Annotated in this window: 29 protein-coding genes; 10 read left to right on the top strand and 19 right to left on the bottom strand. The window is 72.2% G+C overall.

Translation table 11 applies throughout. The features are described 5' to 3' along the window. Positions 1-19: 19 nt before the first annotated feature. Positions 20-697, bottom strand: coding sequence for a helix-turn-helix domain-containing protein (locus D3105_RS02710; protein WP_118899630.1), 678 nt, complete (start codon positions 695-697; stop codon positions 20-22). A 122-nt stretch (positions 698-819) separates the two neighbouring features. Here D3105_RS02710 and D3105_RS02705 point away from each other — a divergent pair, with 122 nt between their 5' ends. Next, positions 820-1,938: a hypothetical protein gene (locus D3105_RS02705; protein WP_118899628.1), complete on the top strand. Its 1,119-nt coding sequence runs from the start codon at positions 820-822 to the stop codon at positions 1,936-1,938. Between the two features lie 61 nt (positions 1,939-1,999). Here D3105_RS02705 and D3105_RS02700 read toward each other — a convergent pair whose 3' ends face one another. The 3 genes from D3105_RS02700 to D3105_RS02690 all read right to left on the bottom strand — a co-directional run bounded on the left by D3105_RS02700 (position 2,000) and on the right by D3105_RS02690 (position 4,776). Further along, positions 2,000-3,178 carry an acyl-CoA dehydrogenase family protein gene (locus D3105_RS02700; protein WP_118899625.1) on the bottom strand — a complete coding sequence of 393 codons (1,179 nt, stop codon included), beginning with the start codon at positions 3,176-3,178 and terminating at the stop codon, positions 2,000-2,002. Positions 3,179-3,278: 100 nt separating this feature from the next. Beyond that, positions 3,279-4,433: a methyltransferase gene (locus D3105_RS02695; protein ID WP_118899622.1), complete on the bottom strand. Its 1,155-nt coding sequence runs from the start codon at positions 4,431-4,433 to the stop codon at positions 3,279-3,281. A 130-nt stretch (positions 4,434-4,563) separates the two neighbouring features. After that, a complete protein-coding gene (locus tag D3105_RS02690; protein ID WP_032788903.1) occupies positions 4,564-4,776 on the bottom strand; it encodes a hypothetical protein in 213 nt (70 codons plus the stop codon). Between the two features lie 159 nt (positions 4,777-4,935). Here D3105_RS02690 and D3105_RS02685 point away from each other — a divergent pair, with 159 nt between their 5' ends. Further along, on the top strand, positions 4,936-5,487 hold the full coding sequence (locus D3105_RS02685) for a GH25 family lysozyme (protein ID WP_118899620.1): 552 nt from the start codon (positions 4,936-4,938) through the stop codon (positions 5,485-5,487). A gap of 209 nt (positions 5,488-5,696) precedes the next feature. Next, positions 5,697-6,515 (top strand): endonuclease I family protein, encoded by an 819-nt coding sequence (locus tag D3105_RS02680; RefSeq protein WP_118899618.1) that lies wholly within the window; start codon positions 5,697-5,699, stop codon positions 6,513-6,515. A 7-nt stretch (positions 6,516-6,522) separates the two neighbouring features. Here D3105_RS02680 and glsA read toward each other — a convergent pair whose 3' ends face one another. From glsA to D3105_RS02665, 3 genes are read right to left on the bottom strand one after another with little or no spacing between them, the layout of a single operon-like run. Further along, positions 6,523-7,872: a glutaminase A gene (gene glsA / locus D3105_RS02675; protein ID WP_118899616.1), complete on the bottom strand. Its 1,350-nt coding sequence runs from the start codon at positions 7,870-7,872 to the stop codon at positions 6,523-6,525. Positions 7,873-7,884: 12 nt separating this feature from the next. Further along, a complete protein-coding gene (locus tag D3105_RS02670; RefSeq protein WP_118899614.1) occupies positions 7,885-8,439 on the bottom strand; it encodes a hypothetical protein in 555 nt (184 codons plus the stop codon). 43 nt (positions 8,440-8,482) lie between these two features. After that, positions 8,483-8,977, bottom strand: a complete 495-nt coding sequence (locus D3105_RS02665) for a DUF1269 domain-containing protein (RefSeq protein ID WP_118899612.1) — start codon at positions 8,975-8,977, stop codon at positions 8,483-8,485. Between the two features lie 130 nt (positions 8,978-9,107). Here D3105_RS02665 and D3105_RS02660 point away from each other — a divergent pair, with 130 nt between their 5' ends. Then, a complete protein-coding gene (locus D3105_RS02660) occupies positions 9,108-10,223 on the top strand; it encodes a chemotaxis protein (protein ID WP_118899610.1) in 1,116 nt (371 codons plus the stop codon). Between the two features lie 36 nt (positions 10,224-10,259). On the opposite strand, the gene D3105_RS02655 is transcribed toward D3105_RS02660, so the two are convergent. From D3105_RS02655 to D3105_RS02620, 8 genes are all read right to left on the bottom strand, one after another. Beyond that, a complete protein-coding gene (locus D3105_RS02655; protein ID WP_118899608.1) occupies positions 10,260-11,219 on the bottom strand; it encodes a D-2-hydroxyacid dehydrogenase family protein in 960 nt (319 codons plus the stop codon). An 88-nt stretch (positions 11,220-11,307) separates the two neighbouring features. Beyond that, positions 11,308-13,686, bottom strand: coding sequence for a phosphoketolase family protein (locus tag D3105_RS02650; protein ID WP_118899606.1), 2,379 nt, complete (start codon positions 13,684-13,686; stop codon positions 11,308-11,310). A gap of 48 nt (positions 13,687-13,734) precedes the next feature. After that, entirely contained in the window at positions 13,735-15,147 is a 1,413-nt protein-coding gene (locus D3105_RS02645) for an NADP-dependent succinic semialdehyde dehydrogenase (RefSeq protein WP_118899604.1), read from the bottom strand. A gap of 160 nt (positions 15,148-15,307) precedes the next feature. Continuing rightward, a complete protein-coding gene (locus D3105_RS02640; protein ID WP_118899602.1) occupies positions 15,308-15,766 on the bottom strand; it encodes an ATP-binding protein in 459 nt (152 codons plus the stop codon). A gap of 181 nt (positions 15,767-15,947) precedes the next feature. Further along, a complete protein-coding gene (locus tag D3105_RS02635) occupies positions 15,948-18,047 on the bottom strand; it encodes a xanthine dehydrogenase family protein molybdopterin-binding subunit (RefSeq protein ID WP_118899600.1) in 2,100 nt (699 codons plus the stop codon). Positions 18,048-18,144: 97 nt separating this feature from the next. Continuing rightward, positions 18,145-19,146 carry an FAD binding domain-containing protein gene (locus D3105_RS02630; RefSeq protein WP_118899598.1) on the bottom strand — a complete coding sequence of 334 codons (1,002 nt, stop codon included), beginning with the start codon at positions 19,144-19,146 and terminating at the stop codon, positions 18,145-18,147. Next, on the bottom strand, positions 19,143-19,703 hold the full coding sequence (locus D3105_RS02625) for a 2Fe-2S iron-sulfur cluster-binding protein (protein WP_118899596.1): 561 nt from the start codon (positions 19,701-19,703) through the stop codon (positions 19,143-19,145). Before D3105_RS02625 ends, D3105_RS02630 begins: the two co-directional genes overlap by 4 nt. A gap of 84 nt (positions 19,704-19,787) precedes the next feature. Continuing rightward, the gene (locus D3105_RS02620; RefSeq protein ID WP_089114123.1) at positions 19,788-20,177 is read right to left on the bottom strand and encodes a hypothetical protein; all 390 of its coding nucleotides are present in this window, start codon (positions 20,175-20,177) and stop codon (positions 19,788-19,790) included. A gap of 154 nt (positions 20,178-20,331) precedes the next feature. Between D3105_RS02620 and D3105_RS02615 the strand changes: the two genes are divergently transcribed. The 3 genes from D3105_RS02615 to D3105_RS02605 all read left to right on the top strand — a co-directional run bounded on the left by D3105_RS02615 (position 20,332) and on the right by D3105_RS02605 (position 22,577). Next, positions 20,332-20,673 (top strand): DUF6479 family protein, encoded by a 342-nt coding sequence (locus D3105_RS02615; protein ID WP_118899594.1) that lies wholly within the window; start codon positions 20,332-20,334, stop codon positions 20,671-20,673. Positions 20,674-20,740: 67 nt separating this feature from the next. After that, the gene (locus tag D3105_RS02610; protein WP_118899591.1) at positions 20,741-21,655 is read left to right on the top strand and encodes a cation diffusion facilitator family transporter; all 915 of its coding nucleotides are present in this window, start codon (positions 20,741-20,743) and stop codon (positions 21,653-21,655) included. Between the two features lie 109 nt (positions 21,656-21,764). Further along, positions 21,765-22,577, top strand: coding sequence for a VOC family protein (locus tag D3105_RS02605; RefSeq protein ID WP_118899589.1), 813 nt, complete (start codon positions 21,765-21,767; stop codon positions 22,575-22,577). Between the two features lie 6 nt (positions 22,578-22,583). Here the strand turns inward: D3105_RS02605 and D3105_RS02600 are convergent, their stop codons facing one another. After that, positions 22,584-23,123, bottom strand: coding sequence for a DUF6328 family protein (locus D3105_RS02600; protein WP_118899587.1), 540 nt, complete (start codon positions 23,121-23,123; stop codon positions 22,584-22,586). Between the two features lie 208 nt (positions 23,124-23,331). On the opposite strand from D3105_RS02600, the gene D3105_RS02595 reads away from it, so the two are divergent. Beyond that, positions 23,332-23,712 (top strand): VOC family protein, encoded by a 381-nt coding sequence (locus D3105_RS02595; protein ID WP_118899584.1) that lies wholly within the window; start codon positions 23,332-23,334, stop codon positions 23,710-23,712. On the opposite strand, the gene D3105_RS02590 is transcribed toward D3105_RS02595, so the two are convergent. Together D3105_RS02590 and D3105_RS02585 are read right to left on the bottom strand one after the other, a co-directional pair. Continuing rightward, positions 23,690-24,208, bottom strand: coding sequence for a GNAT family N-acetyltransferase (locus D3105_RS02590; protein WP_118899582.1), 519 nt, complete (start codon positions 24,206-24,208; stop codon positions 23,690-23,692). The genes D3105_RS02595 and D3105_RS02590 overlap by 23 nt on opposite strands. A gap of 34 nt (positions 24,209-24,242) precedes the next feature. Further along, positions 24,243-24,647, bottom strand: coding sequence for a DUF1992 domain-containing protein (locus D3105_RS02585; protein WP_118899580.1), 405 nt, complete (start codon positions 24,645-24,647; stop codon positions 24,243-24,245). A gap of 219 nt (positions 24,648-24,866) precedes the next feature. Here D3105_RS02585 and D3105_RS02580 point away from each other — a divergent pair, with 219 nt between their 5' ends. Next, a complete protein-coding gene (locus tag D3105_RS02580) occupies positions 24,867-25,448 on the top strand; it encodes a hypothetical protein (protein ID WP_118899578.1) in 582 nt (193 codons plus the stop codon). After that, on the top strand, positions 25,445-25,972 hold the full coding sequence (locus tag D3105_RS02575) for a hypothetical protein (protein ID WP_118899576.1): 528 nt from the start codon (positions 25,445-25,447) through the stop codon (positions 25,970-25,972). Before D3105_RS02580 ends, D3105_RS02575 begins: the two co-directional genes overlap by 4 nt. 89 nt (positions 25,973-26,061) lie before the next feature. Here the strand turns inward: D3105_RS02575 and D3105_RS02570 are convergent, their stop codons facing one another. Continuing rightward, a complete protein-coding gene (locus tag D3105_RS02570) occupies positions 26,062-26,859 on the bottom strand; it encodes a tyrosine-protein phosphatase (RefSeq protein WP_118899573.1) in 798 nt (265 codons plus the stop codon). Positions 26,860-26,893: the final 34 nt, after the last annotated feature.

The raw sequence follows: 26,893 nt of genomic DNA, 5'->3' as shown, positions 1-26,893 counted from the left end.
CCGGATGCGCCCTGCGGCTTCAGTCGGGCTCGCCCGGGGCGTCGGGGACGACGATCTTGCGCCCGGTGATCCGCCGGGGCGCGAGGACCATGACGTGTTCGCGCTCGGCACCGGCCCAGGGTGTCGAGTACGCGGCCTCCCTCAGCTGCCGCGCGGCCTCCTCGTCGGTGACGGCGTGCACGGTTCCGACAAGCAGGACGCTCCATCCCTTGCTGAAGGCGTCGTCGATATGGTCGGCCTCGAAGGCGATTTCTGTGTCGTCGGCGGTGGACAGCGGGGAGTCCTCCGCCGTGCTGAACACCACCTCGCCGTCGCTCACCTGGTAGTTCACCGGCAGGACGACCGGCCCGTCCGCGAGGGCCAGGGCCACCCGCCCCACCCCGTGGTCGCCCAGCAGCGTCCAGCACATCGCTTCGTCCAGTTCAGCCATCCGGGCGCGCCGGGCGCCCCGGCCCGCGCCACGCGGCAGGTCGACCGCTCCGCCCGTCAGTTCCAGCACCGTGGTCTCCAGCGCGTCGGCCAGCCGGAGCAGGAAGCCGACGCCCGGGGTGGCGGACTGCTCCTCCACGTACTCGATGTAGCCGGGCGCGGCGCCCGCCCGCAGTGCTACGTCCTGGCGGGACAGACCTAGTTGCAGGCGGCGTGCCGAGATGCGCCGGCCCAGGTCGCCGCCGGCCGGATGCGGTGCTGAGGGCATCGCGGGGCTCCTTCACTGTCGACGTACGTCCCCCACGGCTCACGCTAACCAGGACCGCGAGCGGTCGCAGCGCGGAAGCCCGTCGTACTCTTCCCGGAGTTCGCCTGCCCCGGGAGATTCGCTTGTCCGTCCGTGCTCGGCTCCGTGCCACCGTCCCCGCTCCCCTGCCCTCGTCCCAGGCCGGCCCCCCGGAGATCACGGGGCTGCCGGGGCGCCGGCTGCTCGTCCAGCGGAGCGACGACGCGATCGTGGCCCAGCCCCTGGACGACGCCTTCGCCGCCCGTGCCGGGGCGAGCGTCCGTTTCCCCGCTCCGTGGCCGCGGCGCCGTGGCACGTGCGAGGTGGCGCCGGACGCGACGTGGGCCGTCTTCGCCGGGGTGCATGCCGTGCGCGCGGTGGACGCGTCGGGCGCGATGCTCTGGGAGGTCCGCCACGGATGCTGGTCCGGCGGCTGCGAGGAGATCCACGAGGCGTACGAGGCATACGCGGACCGGCGGGACCATCGCTACCCCGAGAGCGGCTCGGTCGGGTTCTCGGCGGACGGCAGGCTCGTCTGGGCGCACGTACGCGGCCCGTTGCCCGAGGGTGAGCTGAGCTTGGACACGGCGGACGAGTGGCTGGTCATCGACGCCGAGGACGGTCGGGTGCTCGCGCGGGCCGACGCCGAAGCGGTGGCGGCCGGAAGCGCTCACCTTCCCCATCCGACCGATCCCGCACAGATGGGGCTGAGCATCGGCGAGGGCCAGGACGGTGCACCGCTGCGATGGGGCCGATGGGACGGGAAGGAGCTGACCGTGGACCGCCTGGACGGCGATCTGTGTCTCCTGAGCCTCAGCCCGTCGGGTGACCGGCTCATGACCGTCTCCCACGACCAAAACTCCCTCGCCGTACGGGACTCCCGTGGCGTCGTCGTCGAGGCGCTCGACTGGAACGCCGACGCGGCGATACCCCGGCACCCGGAAGCCCCCGCCGACGAGGACGAACTGCCCGTCTGCTGGGACTGGGCCGGCGGCTTCCTCGACGAGACGACCCTGATCGCCTCGACCACCGAGAGCGACGAGGACTGCGGGCAGTACCGGCACTGGCTGGTCGACACCACGGCGGCACACGGCTTCGTGCCGGTCGCCTACCCCTCACCGGTCTCCTGCGATCCGACCGCACTGGGCGGCGGCTTCTGGTCGACGCTGTCCCCGTCCCGTGACGTCCTCCACGTCTGGAGTGCCGACGGGCCGGAAGGCTGATCCCGGCCATCCGGCTGTCCCGGCAGCACTTTCCCGCGCCGGAGGGCCGTGTGACGGGGCATCACCGCCGCACGCGCGGCATCCCCAGTCCGATCCACGCGATGATCTCGCGCTGGATCTCGTTGTTGCCGCCGCCGAAGGTGAAGATCACGGCCGAGCGGTAGCCGCGTTCCAGTTCGCCGTGGAGGACCGCGCCGGCCGAGCCCTCCTTCAGGGTGCCCGCGGAGCCGACGATCTCCATCAGCCAGGCGTACGCGTCCCGTCGGGCCTCGGAGCCGTAGACCTTGACCGCCGAGGCGTCCTGCGGGGTGAGGGTGCCGCCCTGGAGGGCGGTGACCATCTGCCAGTTGAGGAGTTTCATCGCGTCGAGGCGGGTGTGGGTGCGGGCGAGCAGGGCGCGGACCCAGCCGAGGTCGATGACCCGCCGGCCGTCGGCGAGCTTGGTGTCGGCGGCCCAGCGCTGCACGTTGTGCAGGGCGCGGACCGCCATCGTGCCGTGGGCGGCGAGGGTGACGCGTTCGTGGTTGAGCTGGTTGGTGATGAGCCGCCAGCCCTTGTTCTCCTCGCCGACGCGGCGGGCGACGGGGACCCGGATGTTCTCGTAGTAGCTGGCGGTCGTGTCGTGCGAGGCGAGGGTGTTGATCAGGGTGCAGGAGTAGCCGGGGTCGCTCGTGGGGACGAGGAGCATGGTGATGCCCTTGTGCGGCGGGGCGTCGGGGTCGGTGCGCACGGCGAGCCAGACCCAGTCGGCGGTGTCGCCGTTGGTCGTCCAGATCTTCTGGCCGTCGACGATGTAGGTGTCGCCCTCGCGGACCGCCCGCGTCTTCAGGGCGGCGAGGTCGGTGCCCGCGTCCGGTTCGCTGTAGCCGATCGCGAAGTCGATCTCCCCGGCCAGGATTCCGGGCAGGAAGTGGGCCTTCTGCTCGTCGGTGCCGTACTGCATGATCGTCGGGCCGACGGTGTTCAGGGCCATCAGGGGCAGCGGTACGCCGGCCTGGGCGGCCTCGTCGAAGAAGATGAACTGTTCCATCGGGGTCAGCCCCCGGCCGCCGTACTCCTTCGGCCAGCCGACCCCGAGCCAGCCGTCGGCGCCGAGCCTGCGGACCGTGTCACGGTAGAAGCGTTTCTGGGCGGCGGGCTCCGCGTAGCGCGCGTAGGCGTTGTCGGGGACCAGGGCCGCGAAGTACGTACGCAGTTCGGTACGCAACCGCTGCTGCTCAGGCGTGTATTCGAGGTGCACGGCCCCTCCAGAGTCTCGCGTCGGCGTCGTCCGTGTGCGGCGGCGCACACAGTAGAACCTGTTGCAAGAATCTGGAAGGGCCGGGGCGCGGGGTTCGTCGTCAGCGCTTGACGGCGCGCAGCACCACGAACTTCGGGTCGCCCGCGACGGTGGTGCAGTTGCCGAAGATCCGGCGCAGGTGGGTGTGGTATGCGAGGTGCCGGTTGCCCACGACCCACAGCTCGCCGCCCTGCCGCAGCGCGGCCCGTGCCCCGGCGAACATCGTGCGGGCCGTGGCGTCGGTGGTCGCCATGTGGGAGTGGAACGGCGGGTTGTTCAGCACCAGGTCGACGCTGCCCGGTTCGAGGTCGGCGAGTCCGTCGCCGACCAGGAAGTCGGCCTTCGCGCCGGCCGGCGCCCCGGCCCGGAAGGTCTCCTCGGCGGAGGCGACCGCCCCGTAGGACTCGTCGACGAAGGTGACGTGCGCGTCGGGGTTGGCGACGGCGGCGGAGAGCCCGACGACGCCGTTGCCGCAGCCCAGGTCGACGACCCGGACGTCCCCGCCCCGGGTTGGCAGGTGCTTCAGGAAGAAGCGGGTGCCGATGTCGAGGCGGTCGGCGCAGAAGATCCCGGCGTGGTTGACGGTGGTCAGGCCCGAGACGGGGCCCACGTCGGCGGGCAGCTCGTAGCGGTACGGCCACGGGCTCGGCTTACGGGGCAGCCCGGGGTCCGGGGTGCAGAAGATCAGCCGTGCCTTGCGGACGGCGAGGGAGGTGCGGGTCGGGCCGATGATCCGCTCGAAGAGCTTCAGCGTGGAGGTATGGATCTCCTTGACCATGCCGGTGCCGATGATCACGGTGCCGGCGTGGACGGCGGGCGCGATCCGGTGGAGCTGGTCCTCCAGAAACGCCAGGGACTTGGGCACCCGGACGATCAGGACGTCGATCCGGTCCGGCGGGGTGTCGCGCGAGGACAGCAGCCGTACCGCGTCCTGGTCGATGCCGTTGCGGGCCAGATTGGCGAGGGTGGCGCGCCGGGCCAGGTAGGAGTCGCTGATCTGGACGGGCCGGTGCGCGGCCAGTGCGGTGGCGAGGGCCCCCCACCGGTCCCCCACGACGGCGACCGTCCCCGAGAGGTCGACCGGGCCCGCCTCGGCGTCTGTCAGCTGCCGGAGCAGATATTCGTCGGCGGCGTCCCACGCCCGGAAGGGGTCGCGCGGGTGCTCGGGGAAGCGGGCGAGATCGAACGTGCCCTGGGGGATCGTCAAACGGTTCATAGGTGACTCAGGCTAGCCGAGGGAACCGGGGGCGCCCCACACGCTCCCCGGCCCCTCGGACGCGTTCACCTCGGCGTACGGCTCCGCCCGCCCGCCCGCCGGGTGCCCCTGCGGGCCCCGGAGGGTTGTGTCATGGCAGTTGTTTGTCGATGGCCGACCGCCCCTCGGCGGCCAGCTTGCGCCGGGCCCATTCCAGGGTTTCCGGAGTCAGGTCCCGCCCGGAGGCCAGCACCAGGTCCTCCGGGCTCGGCCGGTCGCTCGCGCCCGTGTGCAGAAGCCGGTCGGGCGTGACGCCCCCCGGCCCGGCCAGGGCCTCGGATACGGATTCGGACTCTTCGCTCATGCCGCCTCCTCGTCCTTGCGGCAATTCTCACCCTCCGCGGACCCGGCCGCATCCGATGGGCGCGCGCCCCTTACCCGGGAGGGTGAATCAGCCCTTGGCGGGCCCGGGGAGTGGGCAGGAGAGGGGGATCGTTGCCCCACATTCCCGAGGCGGTTGCCCATGCTCCACGGCGTCGACGTCAGTGCCTATCAGCCCTCCTACGACACGGACGGTCTCGACTTCGTCCTCATCAAGTCCACCGAAGGCCGCACCTATGTCAATCCCCGGATGGACGCGCAGGTGAAGCGGGCCAGGGACGCCGAGTGCGTCGTCGGCTTCTACCACTTCCTCTGGCCGGGGAACGTGGCGGACCAGGTCGACTACTTCCTGAGCAAGACCCCCGAGAAGGCGGGTGATCTGCTCGCGGTCGACTGGGAACAGACCGGTGGCGGGACGCGGGCGAGCAACGCGGACAAGGACCGGTTCATCCGCGCGGTGAAGGAGGAGCGGCCGGGCCACCGGGTCCTGCTGTACTGCAACCGCTCGTTCTGGCTCAACCACGACACCACGAGCTACGCCGGCGACGGGCTGTGGATCGCCGACTACGTCTCCGCGGGCAAACCCCGTATCGAGGCGGACTGGCGCATCCACCAGTACACCGACGATCCGCTCGACCGGAACGTGGCCGATTTCGACTCGGTGCGGGCCCTGCGCGACTGGGCGGCCGGATAGCACCGGGTCGTCGCCCCTCGCGAACGGTCGTCCGCGAGGGGCGACGGCGAAACGATTCTTGACCTGCACATGATAGGTACAGAGTGTTCACACCTGGGCCACGGTGCGTGTGGAAGGCTCCCGGCTGACCACCTACCGAACGGCCGCCGCGCGAGCACCCCCACCCAGGGTCCCGCCGCGACGCCCGCGTTCCGGAGAGGACACCCCACATGTCCCGTCGCCACTCGTTCTACGCGCGTCCACTGCTGGCCGCGGTGGCCACCGTCACCGTACTCGCCGGCACCGCGGCCGCGGCCCCCGCGGACGCCTCGCCCGGCCGGTACACCGCGACCGCCGCCGCCCTCGACGACACCTACTACCAGGACGCCCTCGGCAAGACCGGCGCCGAACTGAAAGCCGCCCTGCACACGATCATCAGCGACCAGACCAAGCTCTCCTACAGCCAGGTGTGGGACGCCCTCAAGGCGACCGACGAGGATCCCGCCAACTCCTCCAACGTCGTCCTGCTGTACACCGGGCGCTCCCAGTCGAAGAACGACAACGGCGGGGGCTCGGGCCAGTGGAACCGGGAGCACGTCTGGGCCAAGTCGCACGGCGACTTCGGAACGTCGACGGGTCCGGGCACCGACATCCACCACCTGCGGCCCGAGGACGTCCAGGTCAACTCCACCCGGGGCAACAAGGACTTCGACAACGGCGGCAGCGAACTGGGCGACGCCCCGGGGAACTTCACCGACGGCGACTCCTTCGAGCCGCGCGACGAGGTCAAGGGCGACGTCGCCCGCATGATCCTCTACATGGCCGTGCGCTACGAGGGCAACGACTCCTTCGCCGACCTCGAACCCAACGACCAGGTGAACAACGGGTCCGCGCCGAAGATGGGCAAGCTGTCCGTCCTGAAGGAGTGGAGCCAGGAGGACCCGCCGGACACCTTCGAGAAGCGCCGCAACGACGTCATATTCGAGCAGTTCCAGCACAACCGGAACCCGTTCATCGACCACCCCGAGTGGGTCGGCGCCATCTGGTAGTCCCTGCTCAGCTCCCCCCGGCCATGGCCTGCGCGCAGCCTTCGACGGCATCCTCACGGGTGGCGTAGCGCGGCAGGTCCTGGCCGGTCCCGTTCCGCAGGACGTCGGGCGGGCCCAGCAGGTCGCGCGGATCGACGACGGCCGCGCGCCGCCCGTCGGACAGGAGCCGCGCGAGGCCGGTGTGCAGCATGGCCAGGGCCACGGAGTCGACGGCGGTGACGTCGTGCAGGTCGAGCACCACGGAGCCGCCGTTCGGCCCCGACTCGTCCAGGGCGTACAGCACGCGTTCGGCGGCCGTGAAGTCGATGGACCCCTGGGCGACGACGACGCCGACCTGTTCGTGGAGGACCCGTTCGTGCTCGGCGGAAGGCGCCGACGGCAGATCGTCCGCGGTCGTGACGAGGGTGACGGTGGAGCCCGGAAGCGCGGGGTTGAGCATGAGGTGGAGACCGTAGCGCTGCGACATCGTCTCCAGCGCGGCGTGGCCGCGCACCGAGCCGCCGGTGGCGTCCAGCGGCGGGCTGTACGTGGCGACCCCGAAGCGGGCGGGCCCCACCGCGATGAGACCGCCGGACACCCCGCTCTTGGCGGGCAGCCCGACGCGCAGCAACCAGTCGCCGGAGCCGTCGTACATGCCGCAGGTCGCCATGACGGCGAGGACCCGGGCGGCGACCTCGGCGGAGACGACCTCCTCGCCGGTGACCGGGTTCACGCCGCCGTAGGCGAGCGTCGCGGCCATCGTGGCGAGGTCGATCGCGGTGACGCGGATCGCGCACTGGCGGAAGTAGCGGTCGACGGCGAGGACCGGGTCGACGGGCATGGTGCCGGTGGAGCGGATCAGGTAGGCCAGCGCCCGGTTGCGGTCCCCGGTGATCGATTCGGAGCTGAACACCTCTTCGTCGACGTCCAGTTCACGTCCGGCGAACCGGCCGAGGCAGCGCAGGATCCGGTCGAAGGCGGGTTCGTCGGGGGTGTCGGGGATCAGGGCGGTGGTGACGATCGCGCCGGCGTTGACCATGGCGTTGGCGGGCCGCCCGGTGTCGGGTTCGAGGCTGATGGCGTTGAACGCCTCGCCGCTCGGCTCGGCGCCCACCCAGCGGCTCACCTCGTCGAGGCCGAGCAGGGAGAGCGCGAGGGCGTAGATGAACGGTTTGGAGACGGACTGGAGGGTGAAGGGGATGTCGGCCTCGCCCGCGCTGTAGCGGTGTCCGTCCATGCTGACCAGCGCGAGCCCGAAGGCGTTCGGATCGGCCAGGGCCAGTTGGGGGATGTAGTCGGCCGGTTTTCCGTCCCGTACGTCGGCGAACCGGTCACGCAGGTTCTGGAGCGAGTCGGTCACCGCGTCGGCGGCGCTCATGACCGCGCCCCCTCAGCCGCGCTCGGCCTGGGCGACCCGGGGGAAGGTCTTGACCCCGGCGGCCTTGCGGCTGTTGGCCTGGGCGTCGACCGTGCGGTCCGGCGGCGCGTCCTCGATGCCGACGACGACGGTGTCCAGAACCTTGTCCTCGGCGTCGACGAACTCCACCTTCACGGCGTAGAACGCGGCCTCGTCGGTGGGGTTGGTGACCCGGACGCGCGCGCTGCGGACCTCCTCCGAGCCGCTGAGCGGCAGCCCGGTGACCGAGACGTCGGCGACGGCGTTGCCCCGCCCCTCCACCTCGTCGAGGCGCTTGGTCGCCTCCTGCCGTACGCGCTCGGACTCGGCGGACACCGAGGCGGCGAAGCTCTCCTGGGTGCGCGGGCTCGGGGACTCGGACGGCGACTCCTCCGGCTCGGGCGTCAGGGTGTGGACGCCCTGGTCGGTGCCTTCGCTGGTGGTGTCGGAGTCGCAGGCGGCCGTACCGGCGAGCAGCAGAGCCGCGAGCGCGACGGGGGCCAGGGCTCGCGCGGCGCGGGCCCGGCGCGCGGGGAGGTTCGCTTTCACGGACGGTCCGTCCAATCCAGGAGTGGGGGGGAAGGTGCGGGGGTCAGGCCGTGTCGTCACCGAAGATGTCGCGGAGCTTCGCCTCGCGCTCGGTGTCGAGATTGCTGTGGAGGAGTTCGGCGCCGTCGCCGGGCAGCTGCGCGCCGATCCGCTCGGGTACCTCGTTCATGGTCAGCAGGAAGAGCGCCGAGCTTCCGGGCGTGACCTTCTCCTTGACCTCGGCGATGAAGTCGTCGTCGATGCCGACGTCCGCGAGCTTCCCGCCGAGCGCCCCGGCCGCCGCCCCGATGGCCGCGCCCAGCAGCGGCATGAGGAAGATCAGCCCGAACAGCATGCCCCAGAAGGTGCCGCTGAGGGCCCCGGCGCCGACGAGGTTGAGCAGTTGTCTGGTGCGCGGCTTGGCCCGGTCGGCGGGCCAGCTGACCACGGCCGCGTCGAGGATCTTGACCAGCCCTTCCTTCTGAAGGGATTTCAGGGCCTCCTCGACGTTCTCCGCGCCGTCGGCCGTCCGGAACTTCCACACCGTGAGCGTGGACATCGCGCACCCTCCTGCACACCCGCTCCTGCACTCCGAGCAACAACTCGCCCATATTAGGATCAAAAGGTATGAATTGACTCGTCGAAGCATCCGCTTCATACGGGAGCGGGTCGAGCCCTGGGAGGGAACGATGGATACGGACGCCCTGACCGCCGACGTGTTGCGGGAGCTGCGGGCGACCCGGCCCTATCCGGCGCTGTCCCTGACCATGCCGACCCACCGCAAGGCCCCGGACAACGCCCAGGACCCAGTCCGGCTGCGGAACCTGGTGGCGGAGGCCGGGCACCGGCTGGACGCCGACCCGGAGGTGAGCCGGGAGGTCGCGGCCGCCCTGCGGGCCCAGTTGGAGCGGGCGGCGGGCGAGGTGGACCCGCGCGGAGCGCTGGACTCCCTGGTACTCCTGGTCACCACCGACGACTACCAGATCTGGCGGCTGCCGCGCACCGCACCCGAACGGGTGGTGCTGAGCGACACCTTCCTCACCCGCAACCTCGTCGCGGCCAAGACGCAGACGCGGCCGTTCCGGGCGCTGACCGTCGCCGCCGACCACGCCACGCTGTGGATCGGGACCGGCGACGGCATCCGGCCGGAGAGGACCGGCGGCTTCCCGATGACCGCGCCGAAGGAGCCGCCGAACCCGCAGCGTGAGGAGCGGATCGGGGACACCCCGAGCACGTTCACCGACGAGGAGACCCGGAACTTCTTCCGCGACGTCGACGAGAAGCTGCGTACGGTGCTCGCCGACGATCCCCGTCCGCTGTATCTGATGGGGCTGGCCCCCGCTCTCGCCCTGCTGGACGACGTCGGCGAGAGCTCGCGGTCGGCGATCGGCCGGGTCACCAAGGGGGCGCCGGCCGAACTGCCGGCCGCCGAGGTCCTCCGAGAGCTGCGCCCCGCCCTGGAGGAGGGGGCGCATCAGGCGGCGGCCGAGGTGGAGAACCGGCTGGACGACGCCCGCAGCGCGCACTCCTTCGCCGGCGGGCTCGACGAGGTGTGGGCCGCCGTCCGGGAGGGCCGGGCGGGCCTGGTCGCGGTCGAGGAACACTTCCAGGCGACCGCGCGGGTGACCGACGAGCATCTGGAGCCGGTGCCCGAGGGGACGACGCAGAGCGCGGACGGCGCGGTCCGCGAGGACATCGTCGACGAACTGGTCGAAGCGGCGCTGGACAGCGGCGCCGACGTCGTCTTCGTGGAGGACGACTCGCTGGCGGAGCACGGCCGGATCTCCGCGGCCCTGCGCTACTGAGCGGCGGCACGCCCCCGGGAGAGGCCGGCTCCGCCGTCAGCCCAGGCGGCGGACCGGCTGCCCGTCGAGGAACGCCCTGATGTCCTCCACCGCCTGGCCGTAGTACGTCTCGTAGTTGCCCCGTGACACATAGCCCAGGTGCGGGGTGGCCAGCAGACGCGGGGCCGTCCGCACCGGATCGTCGGCGGGCAGCGGCTCGACGTCGAACACATCGGTCGCCGCCCCCGCGATCTCGCCGTCGCGCAGGGCGGCGAGCAGGGCGTCCGTGTTGACGATGGCCGCCCTGGAGGTGTTGATCAGGTACGCGGTCGGGCGCATCCGGGCCAGTTCGGCCGCGCCGATCAGCCCCCGGGTCCGCTCGCCGAGCGCCAGGTGGACGGAGACGAAGTCGCTGTCGGCCAGCAGCGCTTCCTTGGAGGCGGCCAGGGTCACGCCGACCTCGTCGGCCCGTTCCTTCATGAGGTTCTGGCTCCAGGCCACCACGTCCATGCCGAAGGCCAGGCCCACCTGCGCCACCCGGGCGCCGATCTTCCCGAGCCCCAGCAGACCGAGCGTCCGCCCGTGCAGATCGGCCCCGAGGGTGGACTGCCAGGGCCCGCCCGTGCGCAGGGCCTCGGCCTCGGGGACGATCCCGCGCGCCAGGCCCAGCAGCAGAGCCCAGGTCAGCTCGACGGGCGGCGTGGAGGAGCTGGCGGTGCCGCAGACCTCGACGCCGTGCCGCCGCGCGGCGTCGAAGTCGATGACGGAGTTGCGCATACCGGAGGCGACGAGCAGCCGCAGCCGGGGCAGCCGCGCGAACAGCTCCGCCGGGAAGGGCACCCGCTCGCGCAGGGTGACCACGATGTCGAAGCCGTCGAGGGCGGCAGCCGTCTCGTCCACCGTCGCGAGGTGCTCGGTGAACGTCACGATCTCGACGTCGTCGGTGACGGGCGACCAGTCGACGACGGTGGTGGCCACGGACTGGAAGTCCTCGATGACGGCGCAGCGCAGCTTCATGGGAGCCTCTCTCCGGCCGGGCAGGGTCGCCGCCCATGATCGCGCATCGCCCGCGCCGGCCCGTCGGGGCCCCTGGTGAACAGGCCGGTCAGCCGCCCCACTTCCAGTCGACGACCTCCGGGAGATCCGTGCCGTGCTCGCGGATCCAGTCGTGGTGGCGGCTGCGGATGTCCGCCATCTGCCGGCGCACGGCGACGGCGCGGACGCCGAGGCCCGGGACCCGGTCGATGACGTCCATGACCAGCCGGTAGCGGTCGAGGTCGTTGCGGACGACCATGTCGAACGGTGTGGTCGTGGTGCCTTCCTCCTTGTAGCCGCGCACATGGAGGTTGGCGTGGCCGGTGCGGCGGTAGGCGAGCCGGTGGATCAGCCACGGATAGCCGTGATAGGCGAAGATCACCGGCTTGTCGCGGGTGAACAGGGCGTCGAACTCGGGGTCCGGCATGCCGTGCGGGTGTTCGGCCTCGGGCATCAGCCGGGCGATGTCGACGACGTTGACCACGCGCACCGCCAGCTCCGGCAGGTGGCGGCGGATCAGGTCGGCGGCGGCCAGGATCTCCTGGGTGGGTACGTCACCGGCGCAGCCGAGGACCACGTCGGGTTCCCGGCCGCCGTCCTCGGTCCCGGCCCACTCCCAGACCCCGGCCCCGCGGGCGCAGTGGGCGCGGGCCTCGTCCAGGGTGAGCCAGTCGAAGGTCGGCTGCTTCCCGGCGACGACGACGTTGACGTAGTCCCGGCTGCGCAGCACGTGGTCGGCGACCGAGAGCAGGGTGTTGGCGTCCGGCGGGAGGTAGACGCGGACGACCTCGGGGCTCTTGTTGAGGATGTGGTCGACGAAGCCGGGGTCCTGGTGGGAGAAGCCGTTGTGGTCCTGGCGCCAGACGTGCGAGGTCAGCAGGTAGTTGAGCGAGGCGATGGGCCGCCGCCAGGGCAGCCGGCGCGAGGTGCGCAGCCATTTGATGTGCTGGTTGACCATGGAGTCGACGATGTGGGCGAACGCCTCGTAGCTGGAGAAGAGACCGTGCCGCCCGGTGAGGAGATAGCCCTCCAGCCAGCCCTGGCAGAGGTGTTCGGAGAGCACCTCCATCACCCGGCCGTCGTGGGCGAGGTGTTCGTCCGTGGCGAGGGTCCCGGCCTGCCAGGCCTTGCCGGTGGCCCGGTAGAGGGCGTCCAGCCGGTTGGAGGCGGTCTCGTCGGGGCCGACCACCCGGAAGTCCCTGCGGTCCGCGGTGGCGGCCATGACACTCTCCAGGAGACCGCCGAGCACCTTGGTCGGCTCATGGAGGGAGGTGCCGGGCTTGTCCACCCGTACGGCGTAATCCGCGAGGTCGGGCAGTGGCAGGCCGCGCAGGAGCAGCCCGCCGTTGGCATACGGGGTGGAGCCGAGGCGGGCCTCCCCCTCGGGCACACAGGCGAGGACCTGTTCGGTGGGGCGGCCGTCGGCGTCGAAGAGTTCGGCGGGCCGGTAGGAGCGCAGCCAGTCCTCCAGCTGCCGCAGGTGCTGGGGGTTGTCCCGGACTCCGGAGAGCGGGACCTGGTGGGAGCGCCAGGTGTTCTCCACGGGCTGCCCGTCGACCTCTTCGGGGCCGGTCCAGCCCTTGGGGGTACGCAGCACGATCATGGGCCAGCGGGGGCGTTCGGTGACGCCGTCCTCCCGGGCCGCCCGCTGGTGGGCGGCGATGCGGTCGAGGGCGGTGTCCATGGCCGCGGCCAGGTCCCGGTGGACAGCGGCCGGGTCGTCGCCGCCGACGAACAGCGGCTCGTGGCCGTAGCCGCACAGCAGTTGGTCGAGCTCCTCCTCGGGGATGCGGGCCAGGACCGTCGGGTTGGCGATCTTGTAGCCGTTGAGGTGGAGGATGGGCAGGACGGCCCCGTCGTGGACCGGGTCGAGGAACTTGTCGGCGTGCCAGGACGCGGCGAGCGGCCCCGTCTCGGCCTCCCCGTCGCCGATCACGCAGGCGACGAGCAGCTCCGGGTGGTCGAAGGCGGCCCCGTAGGCGTGGCTGAGGGCGTAGCCGAGTTCGCCGCCCTCGTGGATGGAGCCGGGGGTCTCGGGGGCGACGTGACTGGGTACGCCGCCGGGGAACGAGAACTGCTTGAACAGCGCGCCCATGCCCTCGGCGTTCCGCCCGACGTCGGGATAGGTGGCGGAGTAGCTGCCCTCCAGCCAGGCGTTGGCGAGGACGGCGGGTCCGCCGTGGCCGGGCCCCCAGACGCACAGGGCGCTCAGGTCGCGGGCCTTGATCACCCGGTTGAGGTGGGTGTGGACGAGGTTGAGCCCCGGCGAGGTCCCCCAGTGCCCGAGGAGCCGGGGCTTGATGTCCTCGGGGACGAGCGGTCGGGTCAGCAGGGGGTTGGCCATCAGATAGATCTGGCCGACGGCGAGGTAGTTGGCCGCGCGCCAGTGCGCGTCGAGCGCCGCGAGTTCGTCGTCGGTGAGGGAGGAACGGACAGGTGTGTCGCTCACGGAGCAGGTCTCCTCGTCGGGTGACGGCGCACGGGCGCCTGTCGGATGTCAGGAGGCCTCCGGCCCGTACCAGAGCGTGGTGGCGTTGCAGAACTCGCGGATGCCGTGCCCGGCCAGCTCACGGCCGTAACCGGAGCGCTTGATCCCGCCGAAGGGCAGGGCGGGGTGCGAGGCGGTCATCCCGTTGAAGAAGACGCCGCCGGCCTCCAGATCGCGGGCGCAGCGTTCCTGTTCGCCCTGGTCGCGGGTCCAGACGTTGGAGCTGAGGCCGAAGGGGGTGTCGTTGGCCAGGTGGATCGCCTCGTCGAGGTCGGCGACCCGGTAGAGGGTGGCGACCGGTCCGAAGGTCTCCTCGCGGTGGATGCGCATGGCGGTGGTGATGCCGGCGAGCACGGTGGGCTCGTAGAACCAGCCGTTCTCCAGGCCGCCGCCGAGCTTGTCGGGGCGGCGGCCGCCGCACAGCGCCTCGGCGCCGCGCCCGACGGCGTCGTCGACGAGTTCCTCCAGGTCGGTGCGGCCCTGTTCGGTGGAGAGCGGCCCGATGTCGGTGGCTTCCTCCAGCGGGTCGCCGACGGTCAGGGCCCGCATGCCCGCGGTGAAGGCTTCTGCGAACGCGTCGTACACATCGGTGTGGACGATGAAGCGCTTGGCTGCGATGCAGGACTGGCCGTTGTTCTGGACGCGTGCGGTGACGGCGGTGGCAGCGGCCTTCTCCACGTCTGCCGAGGGCAGGACGAGGTAGGGGTCGCTGCCGCCGAGCTCCAGGACGGTCTTCTTGACCTCGTCACCGGCGGTGGCGGCGACGGAGCGTCCGGCCGGTTCGCTGCCGGTGAGCGTGGCGGCGACGACGCGCGGGTCGCGCAGGACGGCCTCGACGGCGCCGGAGCCGATCAGCAGCGTACGGAAGCAGCCCGCCGGGAATCCGGCCCGGTGGAAGAGGTCCTCCAGGTAGAGGGCGGTCTGCGGGACGTTCGACGCGTGCTTGAGGAGCCCGACGTTGCCCGCCATCAGGGCGGGTGCGGCGAAGCGCACCACCTGCCAGAGCGGGAAGTTCCACGGCATCACGGCGAGGACCACGCCGAGCGGACGGTAGCGGACCAGGGCGCGGGAAGCGCCGGAGTCCTTGACGTCGGCGGGGTCCGGGTGTTCGTCGGCGAGCAGCCCCTCGGCGCGGTCTGCGTACCAGCGCATCGCCTTCGCGCACTTGGCCGCCTCCGCGCGGGCCGCGGCGATGGGCTTGCCCATCTCCAGGGTCATCGTGCGGGCGATGGTGTCGCGGTCCTCGTCGAGGAGGTCGGCGGCCCGGTTCAGCCAGACCGCGCGCTGCTGGAAGGGGGTGGTGCGGTACTGGCGGAAGGTCTCCGCGGCGGCGGTGATCCGGCGTTCGGTCTCCTCCTCGCCGAGGGCGTCGAATGACCTGATCAGTTCGCCGTTCGCGGGGTTGACCGTCGCGATGGGCATGGTAGTGGCCTCCTTGCATCGGTAGTCCGACCGTGCCGCGCCGCACCGGTCCGCGCAACGCGGTCCTCCCCTCCCCCGCACGTACCCGGCCGACGCGGATCATGCGTGCCCAGGGGACACGATCCGCGTCGGCCGGTGTGCGGGCCGCCTGCTGGAGCGGTTACACGAGCGCCGCCACCGGGACGGCACGGGCGGTGCGGACGCCGGGCAGCGGGGCGTACGGGAGCAGTCCCGCGGCCTTCGGCGCCTCGGCGTAGCGGGTGAACCAGACCACTTTGCCGTCCGTGGTCCGGCAGGTGCCCCAGCTGTCGCTGAGGGCCATGACCCGGCTCAGCCCGCCGCCGGCCGGCAGGAGCCGGGGCATCCGGGCGCTGTTGTCGGCGACGGACACGGTCACGTGCCGTCCGGTCCAGCGGAGTTCGAGGACGCAGGTGTTGCCGTCGCCGACATGCCGGTGGACGTTGGTCAGGAGTTCGTCCAGGGCCCGGCACACCGGCCGGACGTGCAGATCGAGACTCCAGTGACGGAGGTGTGCGGCGACGATCCGCCGCAGCTGGGAAACGCGCTCTGCCGACACCTGCAGTTCGACCGAACAGTGCCGGTCGAGTGGAACGGTCATCGTCGAGGCTCCTCACCACGAGGCCCACGTGCTTCACCCCGTCGTACTTCACCCCGTCGTACGATCGACCCCCGAACACGAAGCGTGAGCACCTATCACTTCTGGGTCACTCCTCAGGGTGAGGCCGGTACGCCGGACGCGCAACAGCTGGGCCGTCCGTGCTGGTGGGGGCGGTGCTTGGTCACAGCAGGTAGGGCAACAGGGTGTCCGGGGTGAGGGGCAGTTCGCGCAGCCGGGCGCCGGTGGCGTGGCGGACCGCGTTGCCGATGGCGGCGGCGGTGCCGACGATCCCGATCTCGCCGATGCCCTTGCTGCCCATGGGGTTGAGGTGGCGGTCGTCCTCCTCGATCCAGTGGGCCTGGATGTCGGCGGTGTCGGCGCAGACGGGCACGTGGTAGGAGGCGAGGTCCTTGGCGGTGAAGTCGCCGAAGACCGGGTCGATGCCGCAGCCCTCGGTGAGGGCCATGCCGATGCCCATCACCATGCCGCCGGTGAACTGGGAGCGGGCGGTGCGCGCGTTGAGGATGCGCCCGGCGGCGTACACCCCGAGGAGCCGGCGGACGCGCACCTCGCCGGTGACGGCGTCGACGGCCGTCTCGGCGAAGTGGGCGCCGAAGGCGTGCCGGGCGTACGGGGACTCCTCGGCGGTCTCCCGCTCGGTGTCGGCGGTGGTGGTGATCCCCTCGACGGGGAGCGGCCCGGTGTGCTCGGCGAGGCGGGCGGCGAGGTCGGCCGCGGCCTTGTGCACGGCCCAGCCCCAGGAGGCGGTGCCGGAGGAGCCGCCGGCCAGCGGGGCGGTGGGCAGCTCGGTGGAGCCGATGTCGATGTGGACGGCCGCGGGGTCGGTGCCGAGCGCGTCGGCGGCGATCTGGGCCAGCACGGTGCGGGCCCCGGTGCCGATGTCGGTGGCGTTGACCCGGATGCTCAGGGAGCCGTCCGGGGCGGCGTGGGCGCTCGCGGTGGACCGGGAGACGAGGACGGGGTACGTCGCGGAGGCCACGCCCGTGCCGATGAGCCAGCGGCCCTCCTGGCGGGCTGCGGGGCGGGGGTCGCGGTCGTGCCAGCCGAACCGTGCCGCACCGTCGCGCAGACAGGCCGCGAGGCCGCGGCTGCTGAAGGGGCGGCCGCTGTCCGGTTCGGTCGCGGGTTCGTTGCGCAGCCGCAGCTCCACGGGGTCGAGGCCGAGCGCGGAGGCGAGTTCGTCCATGGCGGACTCCAGGGCGTACATCCCCGAGGCCTCTCCCGGGGCGCGCATCCAGGAGGGGCTGGGCACGTCGAGGGCGACCACCCGGTGCCCGGTGCGGCTGTTCGGCGAGGCGTACATGACGCGGGCGGGCACGGCGGCCTGCTCGACGAACTCCTTCACCGTGGAGGTCTGGGTGACCACCTCGTGGCTGACGGCGGTGAGCAGGCCGTCGAGGTCGGCGCCGAGCCGGACCCGCTGGATCGTGGGGGCCCGGTGGCCGACGACCTCGGCGAGCTGGGCGCGGGGGAAGACGAGCTTGACGGGACGTCCGGTGTGCCGGGCGGCCATGGCGGCCAGGACCGCCTGGGGGCGAGTGGTGCCCTTCGAGCCGAAGCCGCCGCCGACGTGTTCGGAGACCACGGTGACCCGTTCCTGGTCGAGGCCGAACGCCTGGGCCAGACTCTCGCGGACCTTGGTGGAGCCCTGGCTGGAGTCGTGGACGGTGAGATGTCCGTCGGCCCATACGGCGGTGGCGGCGTGCGGCTCCATGGGGTGGTTGTGCAGTGCGTCCATCCGGTACGTCGCGTCGACCTGGACGGGCGAGTCGGCCAGGGCCCTCTCCACGTCGCCGCGGTTGCGGACGGCGGGGAACCCGCCGTTGGCCTCCTCGGGCGTGTACAGGCCGGGGTGGTCCTCGGTGAGGGTGACGTCGTGCGGGTCGCGTTCGTACTCGATGTGGAGCTCCCCGGCTCCGGTCCGGGCGGCCTCCAGCGAATCCGCGATCACGAGGGCGACCGGCAGGCCGTGGTGCGGGACGCGGTCGTCCTGGAGCACGGCGAGGATCGGGTCGTCGGGCTCCTGGAGCCGGGGGGCGTTGTCGTGGGTGAGGACGGAGTGGACGCCGGGTACGGCGAGGGCGTCGACGGCCCGTACGGCGGTGACGCGTCCGGCCGCGACGGTGGCCGGGACGGTCCAGGCGTACAGACAGCCGGCGGGCGCGCGGTCCGCCGCGTAGCGGGCGGTGCCGGTCACCTTGTCCCGGGCCTCTCTGCGGACGACGGGCGCACCGGGGAACTGCGGGGCTTGCGTGGTCATGGCGGGATCCTCGGGGGTCGGTGGTGCGGGAGGGCGGCCGTTGCCCGGGGACGGCGAGGTCGGCCGGTCCGGGTGGGCCGAGCCGGTCCTGGCGGGGTCAGCCGGTCCGTACCGGCTGCCGCTCGGTGAGTTCGCCGAGCACGTCCAGGGCGAGGCGGCGGGCGAGGTCCACCTTGAACGCGTTGTCGCGCAGCGGCCGCGCCTCGGCCAGCTCGGCGATCAGGGCGTGCTGGAAGGCCGCGGGGGTGGCCGGAGCGTCCCGCAGTTCGGCCTCGGCCCTGCGGGCCCGCCACGGCCGGTGGGCGACGCCGCCGAAGGCGAGCGTGGCGTGCTCCACGCGGCCCGCCGCCACCCGCAGCGTGGCGGCGACGGAGACCAGCGCGAAGGCGAAACTGGCCCGGTCGCGGGCCTTGCGGTAGCGGGAGGCCGCCCCGGGCGCCGGCGGCGGGAGCACCACCTCGGTGATCAGCTCGCCGGGCCTGATCACGGTGTCCTGGTCGGGGTTCTCCCCCGGCAGACGGTGGAATTCGGTGAGCGGTACGGCCCGTTCACCCTCGGGCCCGATGAGGAGGACGGTGGCGTCCAGGGCGGCGAGGGCCACGGCCATGTCGGACGGGTTGGTGGCCACGCACTCCGGCGAGTGCCCGAGGACCGCGAGGTCGCGGTGGGTCCCTTCGAGCGCGGGGCAGCCGGATCCGGGGAGCCGTTTGTTGCAGGGCTTGGAGACGTCCTGGAAGTAGCGGCACCGGGTGCGCTGGAGCAGGTTGCCGCCGGTGGTGGCGGCGTTGCGGAGCTGGCCGGACGCCCCGGCCAGCAGCGCCTGGGACAGGGCCGGGTAGTTCTCCGTCACCTCGGGGTGGGCGGCGAGGTCGCTGTTGCGCACGGTGGCGCCGATGCTCAGGCCGCCGTCCGCCGTCCGGGTCACCCGGTTCAGGGGCAGCCCGGAGACGTCGATGAGGACCCGGGGCGTCTCCACGCCGAGCTTCATCAGGTCCACCAGATTGGTGCCGCCGCCCAGGAAGCGGGCGCCGGGGCCGGCCGCGCAGAGCCGGACGGCCTCGTCGGTGGAGGCGGGGCGCGCATAGCCGAACGGTTTCACTCGATCACGTCCTCGATGGCTTCGACGATCCGGGGGTAGGCCCCGCACCGGCACAGGTTGCCGCTCATGCGTTCCCGGATCTCGTCGGCGTCGAGCGCGACCGGCCCGGTCGCGGTGTCCGGCCGGGTGACGTGCGAGGGGTGCCCGTCGGCGGCTTCGCCGAGCATGCCCACGGCGGAGCAGATCTGGCCCGGGGTGCAGAAGCCGCACTGGAGGGCGTCCCGCTCCACGAACGCCTGCTGCAGCGGGTGCAGGCTCTCGCCGTCGGCGAGCCCTTCCACCGTGGTGATCGTGGCGCCGTCCTGGGTGACGGCGAGCAGCAGGCAGCTGTTGATCCGCCGCCCGTCGACGAGGACCGTGCAGGCCCCGCACTGGCCGTGGTCGCAGCCCTTCTTGGCCCCGGTGAGGCCGAAGCGCTCCCGGAGCGTCTCCAGGACGGTGGCGCGGTGGTCGACGGTCAGCGTCGTCTCCTCGCCGTTGACGAACAGGGTCACGGGGGATTGTTCGTCGACGACCGGTTCCGGTTCGAGGTCCGCTCCGAGAGCGAGGGAGTCCATGCGCGCGCCTTTCGCTTCGCGGCGGGGCAGGTCCCGCCCCGGTGGTTTTCCGGTCGTGTTCCGGGTGTGTCCTCGTCCGGGCGGTCAGCGGCTCTGCAGCCGCAGCCGGACCTCCTGCTCCTGGTCGCCGGCGGCGGTGCCGACGACGCTCACCGCGAAGGCCCCGGTGAGGTGGGTACGCAGCCGGTCGACGGCCCAGTAGCCGCCCTGGGCGTCCACCGTGACCGGTGCGGTGAGGCGGGCGGGGGTGGCGTCGGCCTTCGGTTCGGACACGTCGACGGTGGTGACCCAGACGGTCGGGCGGGGGCCGGAGGTCTGCTCGGGGGTCTCGCCCATCGGGTGGTCGGAGGCGAAGCCGGTGGCGAGTACGTCGAACACGGTCCGGGCGTCCTCGGTGTCGCAGCGGCTGAGCGAGACCACCACCTCCCGGCCTGCCGGGTGCTCCTCGCCGCTCTGCTCGGGGGTGCTGTTCACCGTGGTTCCTTCCGGGGGGTCTGAACTTCCTGAGGGCGGGCAGGAGGGCTGTCCTGACTCGCGGTCTTGAAACGCGTTTCCCCTGAGATACCCATAAAACATGAATTGCTGTGAATAGCTGACTGATGCCCTTCTCTCGGGGTATGCGGATGACATGGATGTTCTGAAGGCAGTCAATGCGGTCGATGCGCCCGCCGAGGTCCCGCTCGCGGACGGCACGGGGGCTCTGGGGATTTTCATGGGCGTCGTGGCGCTGGCCGTCGTGGCCCTGCTGATCGGTGGGTTCCTCCTCAGCAAGCGCAAGCACGACGCCGAGCCGCCGCCGCCCCAGCCCCATGAGCAGCCGACGAAGCCCGAGCGGCGTACGCACATCGAGCAGACCGACCCGCATTCCTCCGACCGCTTCCCCGAGGACGGCCACGCGCTGTCGCCGTACGAGCTGAAGGACCACGGCAACGGCCCGCTGCCGCCCGACGAGGAGCAGCCCCGCGGCTGACCCGCCCGTGCCCCCCGGGGGGGGCGGCACGCAGGCCCCCTCTGCCCAGGAGGTCCAGGAGGTTGTCATGGCCGGCTCGGCCGCCGACCGACGTACTCGTCTCACGGTCCTGGTCGCGCTCGCGGCCAACCTCGTGATCGCGGCGGCCAAGACCGTGGGCGGACTGGCCTCCGGCTCCCCCGCCCTGTTGTCGGAGGCCGCCCACTCGGTCGCCGACAGCCTCAACGAAGTGTTCCTCCTCGCCGCGCTCCGGCGCAGCCGCCGTCCCGCCGACGCCCGCCATCCGTTCGGATACGGCAAGGAGCGCTTCTTCTGGGCGCTGCTGGCCGCTGTCGGGATCTTCGTGATGGGCGGTTGTTTCTCGTTCTACCAGGGGTTCTCCGCGCTGCGCCGGGACGACCAGGAGTCGCCCGAGGGCTACACGGCGGGGCTGATCGTCCTCGGCGTCGCCTTCGTCGCCGAGGCCACCTCCCTCACGCGGGCCCTGCACCAGGCGCGCGGCGAGAAGCGCGGCTCGCTGGACCCGGCCCTGCGCACCGTCATCGCCGAGGACAGCACGGCGGTTCTCGGCGTGACCCTGGCGATGGGGGGCATGGGCCTGCATCTCGCCACCGGCAGTGTGGTGTGGGAGGCGGCGGCCTCGCTGGGGATCGGACTGCTGCTCGTGTACGTGGCCTTCCGGCTCGGACGGGACGCTCGCGACCAGCTGATCGGCGAGGCCGTCGATCCGGAGCTGCGCCGTGATCTCGTGGGCTTCCTGATGCGCCAGAGCGAGATCGACAACGTCGCCGAGCTGCTCACGATGCGCCTCGGCATGGACTCGGTCCTGGTGGCCGCCCGGATCGACCTCGCCCCCGGCATCGACAGCGAGCGCATCGAGGAGGTCTCGATGCGCATCAGGGAGGCGATGGCCGACCGGTGGCCGCAGGCCGACCAGGTGTTCCTCGACGTCACGAACGCCCCGCCGCGCGCCGGGCTGTGACCCGGCCCGGCGTGCGGCCCGCGTTGCGGGACCGGGCGGGCCGGTCGAGGCTGGTTGCTGGACCGCAGCGGCCGGGCAGGACGCCGCTCCCCGACGAAGGCAGTGGACCATGACCGGAAGCGATCCCCGTACGGCCTCCTCGGCAGCGCCTCTGACGGGGCCGGCCGCACCGTGCTGGGTCACCCTCATGACGCGGCACCGGGAGACCGCCGAGCGGTTCTACTCCCAGGTCCTGGGCTGGTCGTTCCGCCCCGGGCGGCTCGGGTCCGACTTCTCGGTCGCCTACCGCGGTCAGGTCCCGGTGGCCGGCCTCTTCGCCGTCTCCTCGGCGTTCCAGGTCGCGGTGGCCTGGACGCCGTACTTCTCGGTCGAGGACGCGAACGTGGCCGCCGCCCGGATCCGCGAGCGCAGCGGGACGGTGGCGGTGGGCCCGCTGACGCTCGGCAAGGGGCGCGGGGTGCTGGCCTCGGACCGGGACGGGGCGACCTTCGGCCTGTGGGAGCGCACCGAACCCTCCACGTCGCCGCCGGCCCCCGCCGACCATGCCCACTCCTGGCTGCGGCTGCGGACCCGGAACGCCTTCGACGCGGCGATCTTCTACGGCGAGGTGCTCGACTGGGCGAGCGGGCGGCCCGGGGGCTGCGATGTCGCGTACGAGGGCGAGGAGGTCATCGTGCGGTGCGAGGGCCAACCGCTGGCCCGGATCAGTTCCGGGGCCGTGGAGGCCGCGGCCGACCCGCTGGTGCGCCCGCACTGGCTGGTCCAGTTCCCGGTGGCGGACCTCGCGGAGACGGTCGCAGCGGCGGAGCAGCACGGCGGCACCCTCGTGGAGGACCGCACCGGTTTCGAAGGCACCGAGGTCACGCTGCGCGATCCGGACGGCGCGCTGTTCGCGGTGACCGATGTTCGCAGCCCGGCCTGACAGCCCCTAGGCGTCGCGCTCCCGGTCCCCGCTGTCGCCCCTGCCGTCCGTGTCGCTCTCGCGCGGGCCGGAACGTCCCTTGGCGATGGCCCACACCGGGAAGACGAACCAACAGGCCAGGAACCACAGAGCCATCCCGCCGACCAGCCACAGGGCCGTCTCGTTGTGCAGGGCCACACGCATGATCAGCAGCAGCGCCGAGCACATGGTGCAGAAGAGGAGCACCAGGCCGAGGACGGTCATCCGCGAGGCCCAGATCACCGTCTCGGGCTTCATCCGGCGGCCGGTGAGCAGCCGATGGTACGAGACGGGGCCGATGAGCGCCGCCGCGGTCGCGGAGCCCAGCATCACGGTCGCCACGTAGATGTTCCGGTCGACGTCCCCCAGGTCCTCGAACCGTGACTGGAAGACCACCGCGAGCAGGAAGCCGAACAGGATCTGCACCCCGGTCTGCGCGACGCGCAGTTCCTGGAGGAGTTCGGACCACTGCCGGTCCGCCCGCTCATCCTGGGTCTCCTCCCGGCCTCTGCCATGGGTCTCCGTCATCGGTGTTCTCCTCGTCTCGACCCGATCGGGGCGCTTAGACACACGTTCGATCCGGGACTACGGGTGCCCCGGCGGCGCGGGGCCAATCCGAACGCGCTCGACCTGGCTGTGCGGCGCGTCTAGGATCGTCGCAGGGCATCGCGCGTCGGTCACCGGCCGGGTGAGGCGTGGAGGTAGCCCGTGAGATGCCCGTTGGAGGCATTCCACCGTGTCAGTCGAGTTGAACCACACCATCGTCCATTGCAAGGACAACCGCGAGTCCGCCGAATTCTTCGCGGATCTGCTGGATCTGACGGTCGGCGAGGAGTGGGGTCCGTTCATTCCGGTCGTTCTCGCGAACAGCGTCACGCTGGATTTCGCGACGATTTCCGCCGATTCGATCACCCCGCAGCACTACGCCTTCCTCATCTCGGAGGCGGAGTTCGACTCCGCGTTCGCGAAGATCCAGGCGCTGGGAATCGAGTTCTACGCCGATCCCCATCGGAAGCACCCCGGCGAGATCAACCGCAATGACGGCGGGCGGGGCGTGTACTTCCCCGATCCCGGCGGTCATTGGCTGGAGCTGATCACTCGCCCGTACGGCGGCTGACCGGCACCGGGAGCAGGAGTTCGGGGCGGTCCCACATCACCGCCGGCGGGCGCGCCCGGACCGTACCGACGGGCGCGGCGCCGATGCTCCGGTAGAAGCCCTCGGCGGGCGGGTGGGAGATGATCCGGACGCCCGTGAGCCCGGCGCCGCGGGCCTCCTCGCGCAGATGCGCGGCGAGCAGTCGGCCGATGCCGAGCCCCTGGGCGGCGTCGGCGACGAACATCAGGTCCAGTTCGGGCGGGTCGAGGAGCAGCGCGTAGAAGCCGAGCACCTGGCCCGTGGCGTCGTCCGCGGCGACGAAGACACGGTGCGCCTCGATGTAGTCCGGTCCGACCCGGTAGCCCGCGACCATCGGGGCGTACGGGCCCTCGTAGGCGCGTGACGTGCGGACCAGCCGGGTCAGTCGGGCGGCGTCGCGCGCCACGGCCCGGCGGATCACCACGTCGGCACGCCGTGGGGCGCGCCCGTCTCGTCGTCCTGCGCCGCCCGGTTGCATACGGCGATTATCGGGCACCGCCCCGTGGCGGGTCTCAGGCGGGGCGGTGCTCCTCGCGCCAGCGGCGGACGGTCGCCTCGACGTCGAAGGGCTTGAGGCGCAGCGGCGGGCCCTCGGGGGGCATCGTGACGGCCCGATCGATCTTCTCGTTCACCTCGGTCAGGATGCGCCGCACCTCGGACTCGGTGCGGGCCGCGGCCACCGCGGCGGGGACGTCCTCCGCCTCTTTGCGCAGGGCCAGCGCGGGCGGCAGCATCGACACGCCCTCCCGCTGCATCTTCTGTTTGATCCACCAGGCCTCGTCGTACGGGCGTTCCAGGCCGGCGATCGGTTTGCCGAAGCCCGGGAGCCGGGAGAAGTCGCCGCGCTCCTGCGCCTCGTGGATCTGCCGGTCGACCCAGGACTCGAAGCTGACCCCCGGTGGTTTGCGCTCCGTCATCGCGTGCCCCTCCGGTCTGCTGCCGATCCGACGTTCTCACCCTACACAGGGCGTCACACCGAGCCTTCCGTCGCGGGCGGCTGCCTCGAACGGGGATCCGGGGGTACACGAACTCCAGCACGCCGTCCGGCGATTGGCGCCGGGCCCGGACCGAAAGGGGTTGACCACTGTGCGACAGCAGAGCTACGTACCGGGCGATGAACGGTGGGGGCGGTAGCCGTGACGACAGCGATCATCATCATCGCCGTGGTCGCCGTGGCGGCCGTCGCCGCGTTCCTCCTGCTGCGGGGGCGCCTCGCCGGCGGCGGCCGGGGGCTGCGCAGCCGCTTCGGCCCGGAGTACGACCGGGTGGTCGCCCGGCACGGCGGCGACACCGAGGCGGCCGAGCAGGAGCTCGGCGATCGGGTGAAGCGGCACGGGGCCATCGAGGAGCGCCCGCTGACCGAGGAGGCCCGCGCGCGCTACGCCGCCCGCTGGGCCGGCGCCCAGGAACTGTTCGTCGAATCGCCGGAGCGCTCCCTCACCGAGGCCGACGCGCTGCTGGCCGACCTGTCGCGCGAGCGCGGCTTCCCGGACGGCGACGACTTCGAGGACCGTACGGACGCGCTCTCCGTCCACCACGCAGCCCACGTCGACGGCTACCGCCGGGTGCACACGGCGCGGCGCGGGGACGCGAGCACGGAGGAGAGGCGTGAGGCCCTCATCGAGGCCCGCAAGCTCTTCGACGCCCTGCTCGCGGGCGGCCCGTCGGGGCGTGAACACGGCAACCGGCATCTGGTGAAGGGACGCGGCACATCATGACGCGGATACCGAACGACAGGACGAACCCGACCTCCGCCGCCGGGCTTCCGGAGGGCGCCGACCCCATTGACACGGGTACCCCCGTCCGGCGCCCGGGCACGCCCGACCAGGCCCCGAGGAAGGTCACGGGCATGGAGACGGAAGCGGTCGGGCAGCCCGCGGACCCCCGCGCCGCCTCCGGCCGTACGGTCCCCGGAGCCGGTCCGGTCACCGCGGGGAAGCCGGCCGAGAACGGACCGCACCCCGGGAGCCCGCTGTTCGCCCCCGCGGAGCAGGAGGCCTTCGCCACCCGGATCCAACAGGCGGTGACCGGATTCGTGGAAGACCCGTACCGGGCGGTACGGGACGCCGACGCCACGTTCGAGGAGGTCGTGGCGGACCTGGGAGCCGCCCTGGCGGAACGCGGGCGGCGGCTGCGCTCGGGGAAGGACGGAAGCGGCGCGGGCTCCGGGGCGGACACCGAGGATCTGCGGATCGCCCTTCAGCACTACCGTGACCTGACGGAGCGCCTCGTACGCCTGTGAGGGGGTTCGTACGACCGTGTGAAGGGGCCGGTCCGGCCGAGAGCTTCTCGGCCGGACCGGCCCCTTCACCTGTGGCGACGCCTCGGTCGTCAGCTGCGTACCACCAGGCCGTTGCGCAGCCGTTCCAGTACGGCGTCGGGCACGCGCAGGCCGTTGCGGACGTAGCCGTCGAGGCCGCCCCACCGCTCGTCCATGGCGTCGAGCGCCACGTCGAGGTAGCGGGGGCGGACCTCAATGATCGCCGCGGCGACGGCGGGGTCGCCGCCGCCGTCGAGGAACTTCGTCACCTGGGGGGCGAAGGCGGCCCGTACGGCGGGGTTGACCGCGAGGAAGTCGGAGCGGACCGTCGCGCGGGGCGCTCCCAGGATCATCAGCAGGACGGCCGCCGCCCAGCCGGTACGGTCCTTGCCCGCCGTGCAGTGGAAGAGCACCGGGCGCGCGGCGGGGTCGGCCGCCGTCTCCAGGAAGGCCCGGTAGGCGGCCGCGGCGCCCGGTGAGAGGACCATCTTGCGGTAGGTCTCGGCGAAGAGTTCCTCGGCCCGGCCGCCCCCGAGTGTCCGCTCGGCCTCGGCCGGGTCGGCGAGCAGGGAGCGCAGCCGGGCGGGCGCCACGCCCGGGTGGTCGCCCAGCACGTCGGCGACGAAGAGCCGGGCCCGGTCCGGCAGCCGGTCCGGCGCCCACTGGCGCTCGTCGGCGGTGCGCAGGTCCACGACGGTGCGGATGCCGAGCGCGGCCACCGCGCGGTCGCGTGCCGGGTCGAGTTCGCTCAGCTGACCCGAGCGGAACAGGACACCCTGCCGCACCCGGCGGTCACGCCCGAGGGCGATGCCCCCCAGGTCGCGCAGATTGACGACGGTGGCGGCCGGAACGGTCCGGGCGGTCTGCACGATGAACTGCCTCTTTCCCCGATGAGTTCCAGGA

Source organism: Streptomyces globisporus, from assembly GCF_003501885.1.
Lineage (GTDB): Bacteria > Actinomycetota > Actinomycetes > Streptomycetales > Streptomycetaceae > Streptomyces > Streptomyces globisporus_D.
Note: the sequence above shows the minus strand (reverse complement) of the source record. Positions and strands in the feature narration are given on the sequence as shown.

Bases quoted from the DNA above. Each gene is read 5' to 3' on its own strand.
- D3105_RS02710 (WP_118899630.1), bottom strand. From the start codon at position 697: ATGCCCTCAGCACCGCATCCGGCCGGCGGCGACCTGGGCCGGCGCATC.
- D3105_RS02695 (WP_118899622.1), bottom strand. From the start codon at position 4,433: ATGAACCGTTTGACGATCCCCCAGGGCACGTTCGATCTCGCCCGCTTC.
- D3105_RS02690 (WP_032788903.1), bottom strand. From the start codon at position 4,776: ATGAGCGAAGAGTCCGAATCCGTATCCGAGGCCCTGGCCGGGCCGGGG.
- D3105_RS02685 (WP_118899620.1), top strand. From the start codon at position 4,936: ATGCTCCACGGCGTCGACGTCAGTGCCTATCAGCCCTCCTACGACACG.
- D3105_RS02680 (WP_118899618.1), top strand. From the start codon at position 5,697: ATGTCCCGTCGCCACTCGTTCTACGCGCGTCCACTGCTGGCCGCGGTG.
- glsA (WP_118899616.1), bottom strand. From the start codon at position 7,872: ATGAGCGCCGCCGACGCGGTGACCGACTCGCTCCAGAACCTGCGTGAC.
- D3105_RS02665 (WP_118899612.1), bottom strand. From the start codon at position 8,977: ATGTCCACGCTCACGGTGTGGAAGTTCCGGACGGCCGACGGCGCGGAG.
- D3105_RS02660 (WP_118899610.1), top strand. From the start codon at position 9,108: ATGGATACGGACGCCCTGACCGCCGACGTGTTGCGGGAGCTGCGGGCG.
- D3105_RS02655 (WP_118899608.1), bottom strand. From the start codon at position 11,219: ATGAAGCTGCGCTGCGCCGTCATCGAGGACTTCCAGTCCGTGGCCACC.
- D3105_RS02645 (WP_118899604.1), bottom strand. From the start codon at position 15,147: ATGCCCATCGCGACGGTCAACCCCGCGAACGGCGAACTGATCAGGTCA.
- D3105_RS02640 (WP_118899602.1), bottom strand. From the start codon at position 15,766: ATGACCGTTCCACTCGACCGGCACTGTTCGGTCGAACTGCAGGTGTCG.
- D3105_RS02635 (WP_118899600.1), bottom strand. From the start codon at position 18,047: ATGACCACGCAAGCCCCGCAGTTCCCCGGTGCGCCCGTCGTCCGCAGA.
- D3105_RS02625 (WP_118899596.1), bottom strand. From the start codon at position 19,703: ATGGACTCCCTCGCTCTCGGAGCGGACCTCGAACCGGAACCGGTCGTC.
- D3105_RS02615 (WP_118899594.1), top strand. From the start codon at position 20,332: ATGGATGTTCTGAAGGCAGTCAATGCGGTCGATGCGCCCGCCGAGGTC.
- D3105_RS02610 (WP_118899591.1), top strand. From the start codon at position 20,741: ATGGCCGGCTCGGCCGCCGACCGACGTACTCGTCTCACGGTCCTGGTC.
- D3105_RS02605 (WP_118899589.1), top strand. From the start codon at position 21,765: ATGACCGGAAGCGATCCCCGTACGGCCTCCTCGGCAGCGCCTCTGACG.
- D3105_RS02600 (WP_118899587.1), bottom strand. From the start codon at position 23,123: ATGACGGAGACCCATGGCAGAGGCCGGGAGGAGACCCAGGATGAGCGG.
- D3105_RS02590 (WP_118899582.1), bottom strand. From the start codon at position 24,208: ATGCAACCGGGCGGCGCAGGACGACGAGACGGGCGCGCCCCACGGCGT.
- D3105_RS02585 (WP_118899580.1), bottom strand. From the start codon at position 24,647: ATGACGGAGCGCAAACCACCGGGGGTCAGCTTCGAGTCCTGGGTCGAC.
- D3105_RS02575 (WP_118899576.1), top strand. From the start codon at position 25,445: ATGACGCGGATACCGAACGACAGGACGAACCCGACCTCCGCCGCCGGG.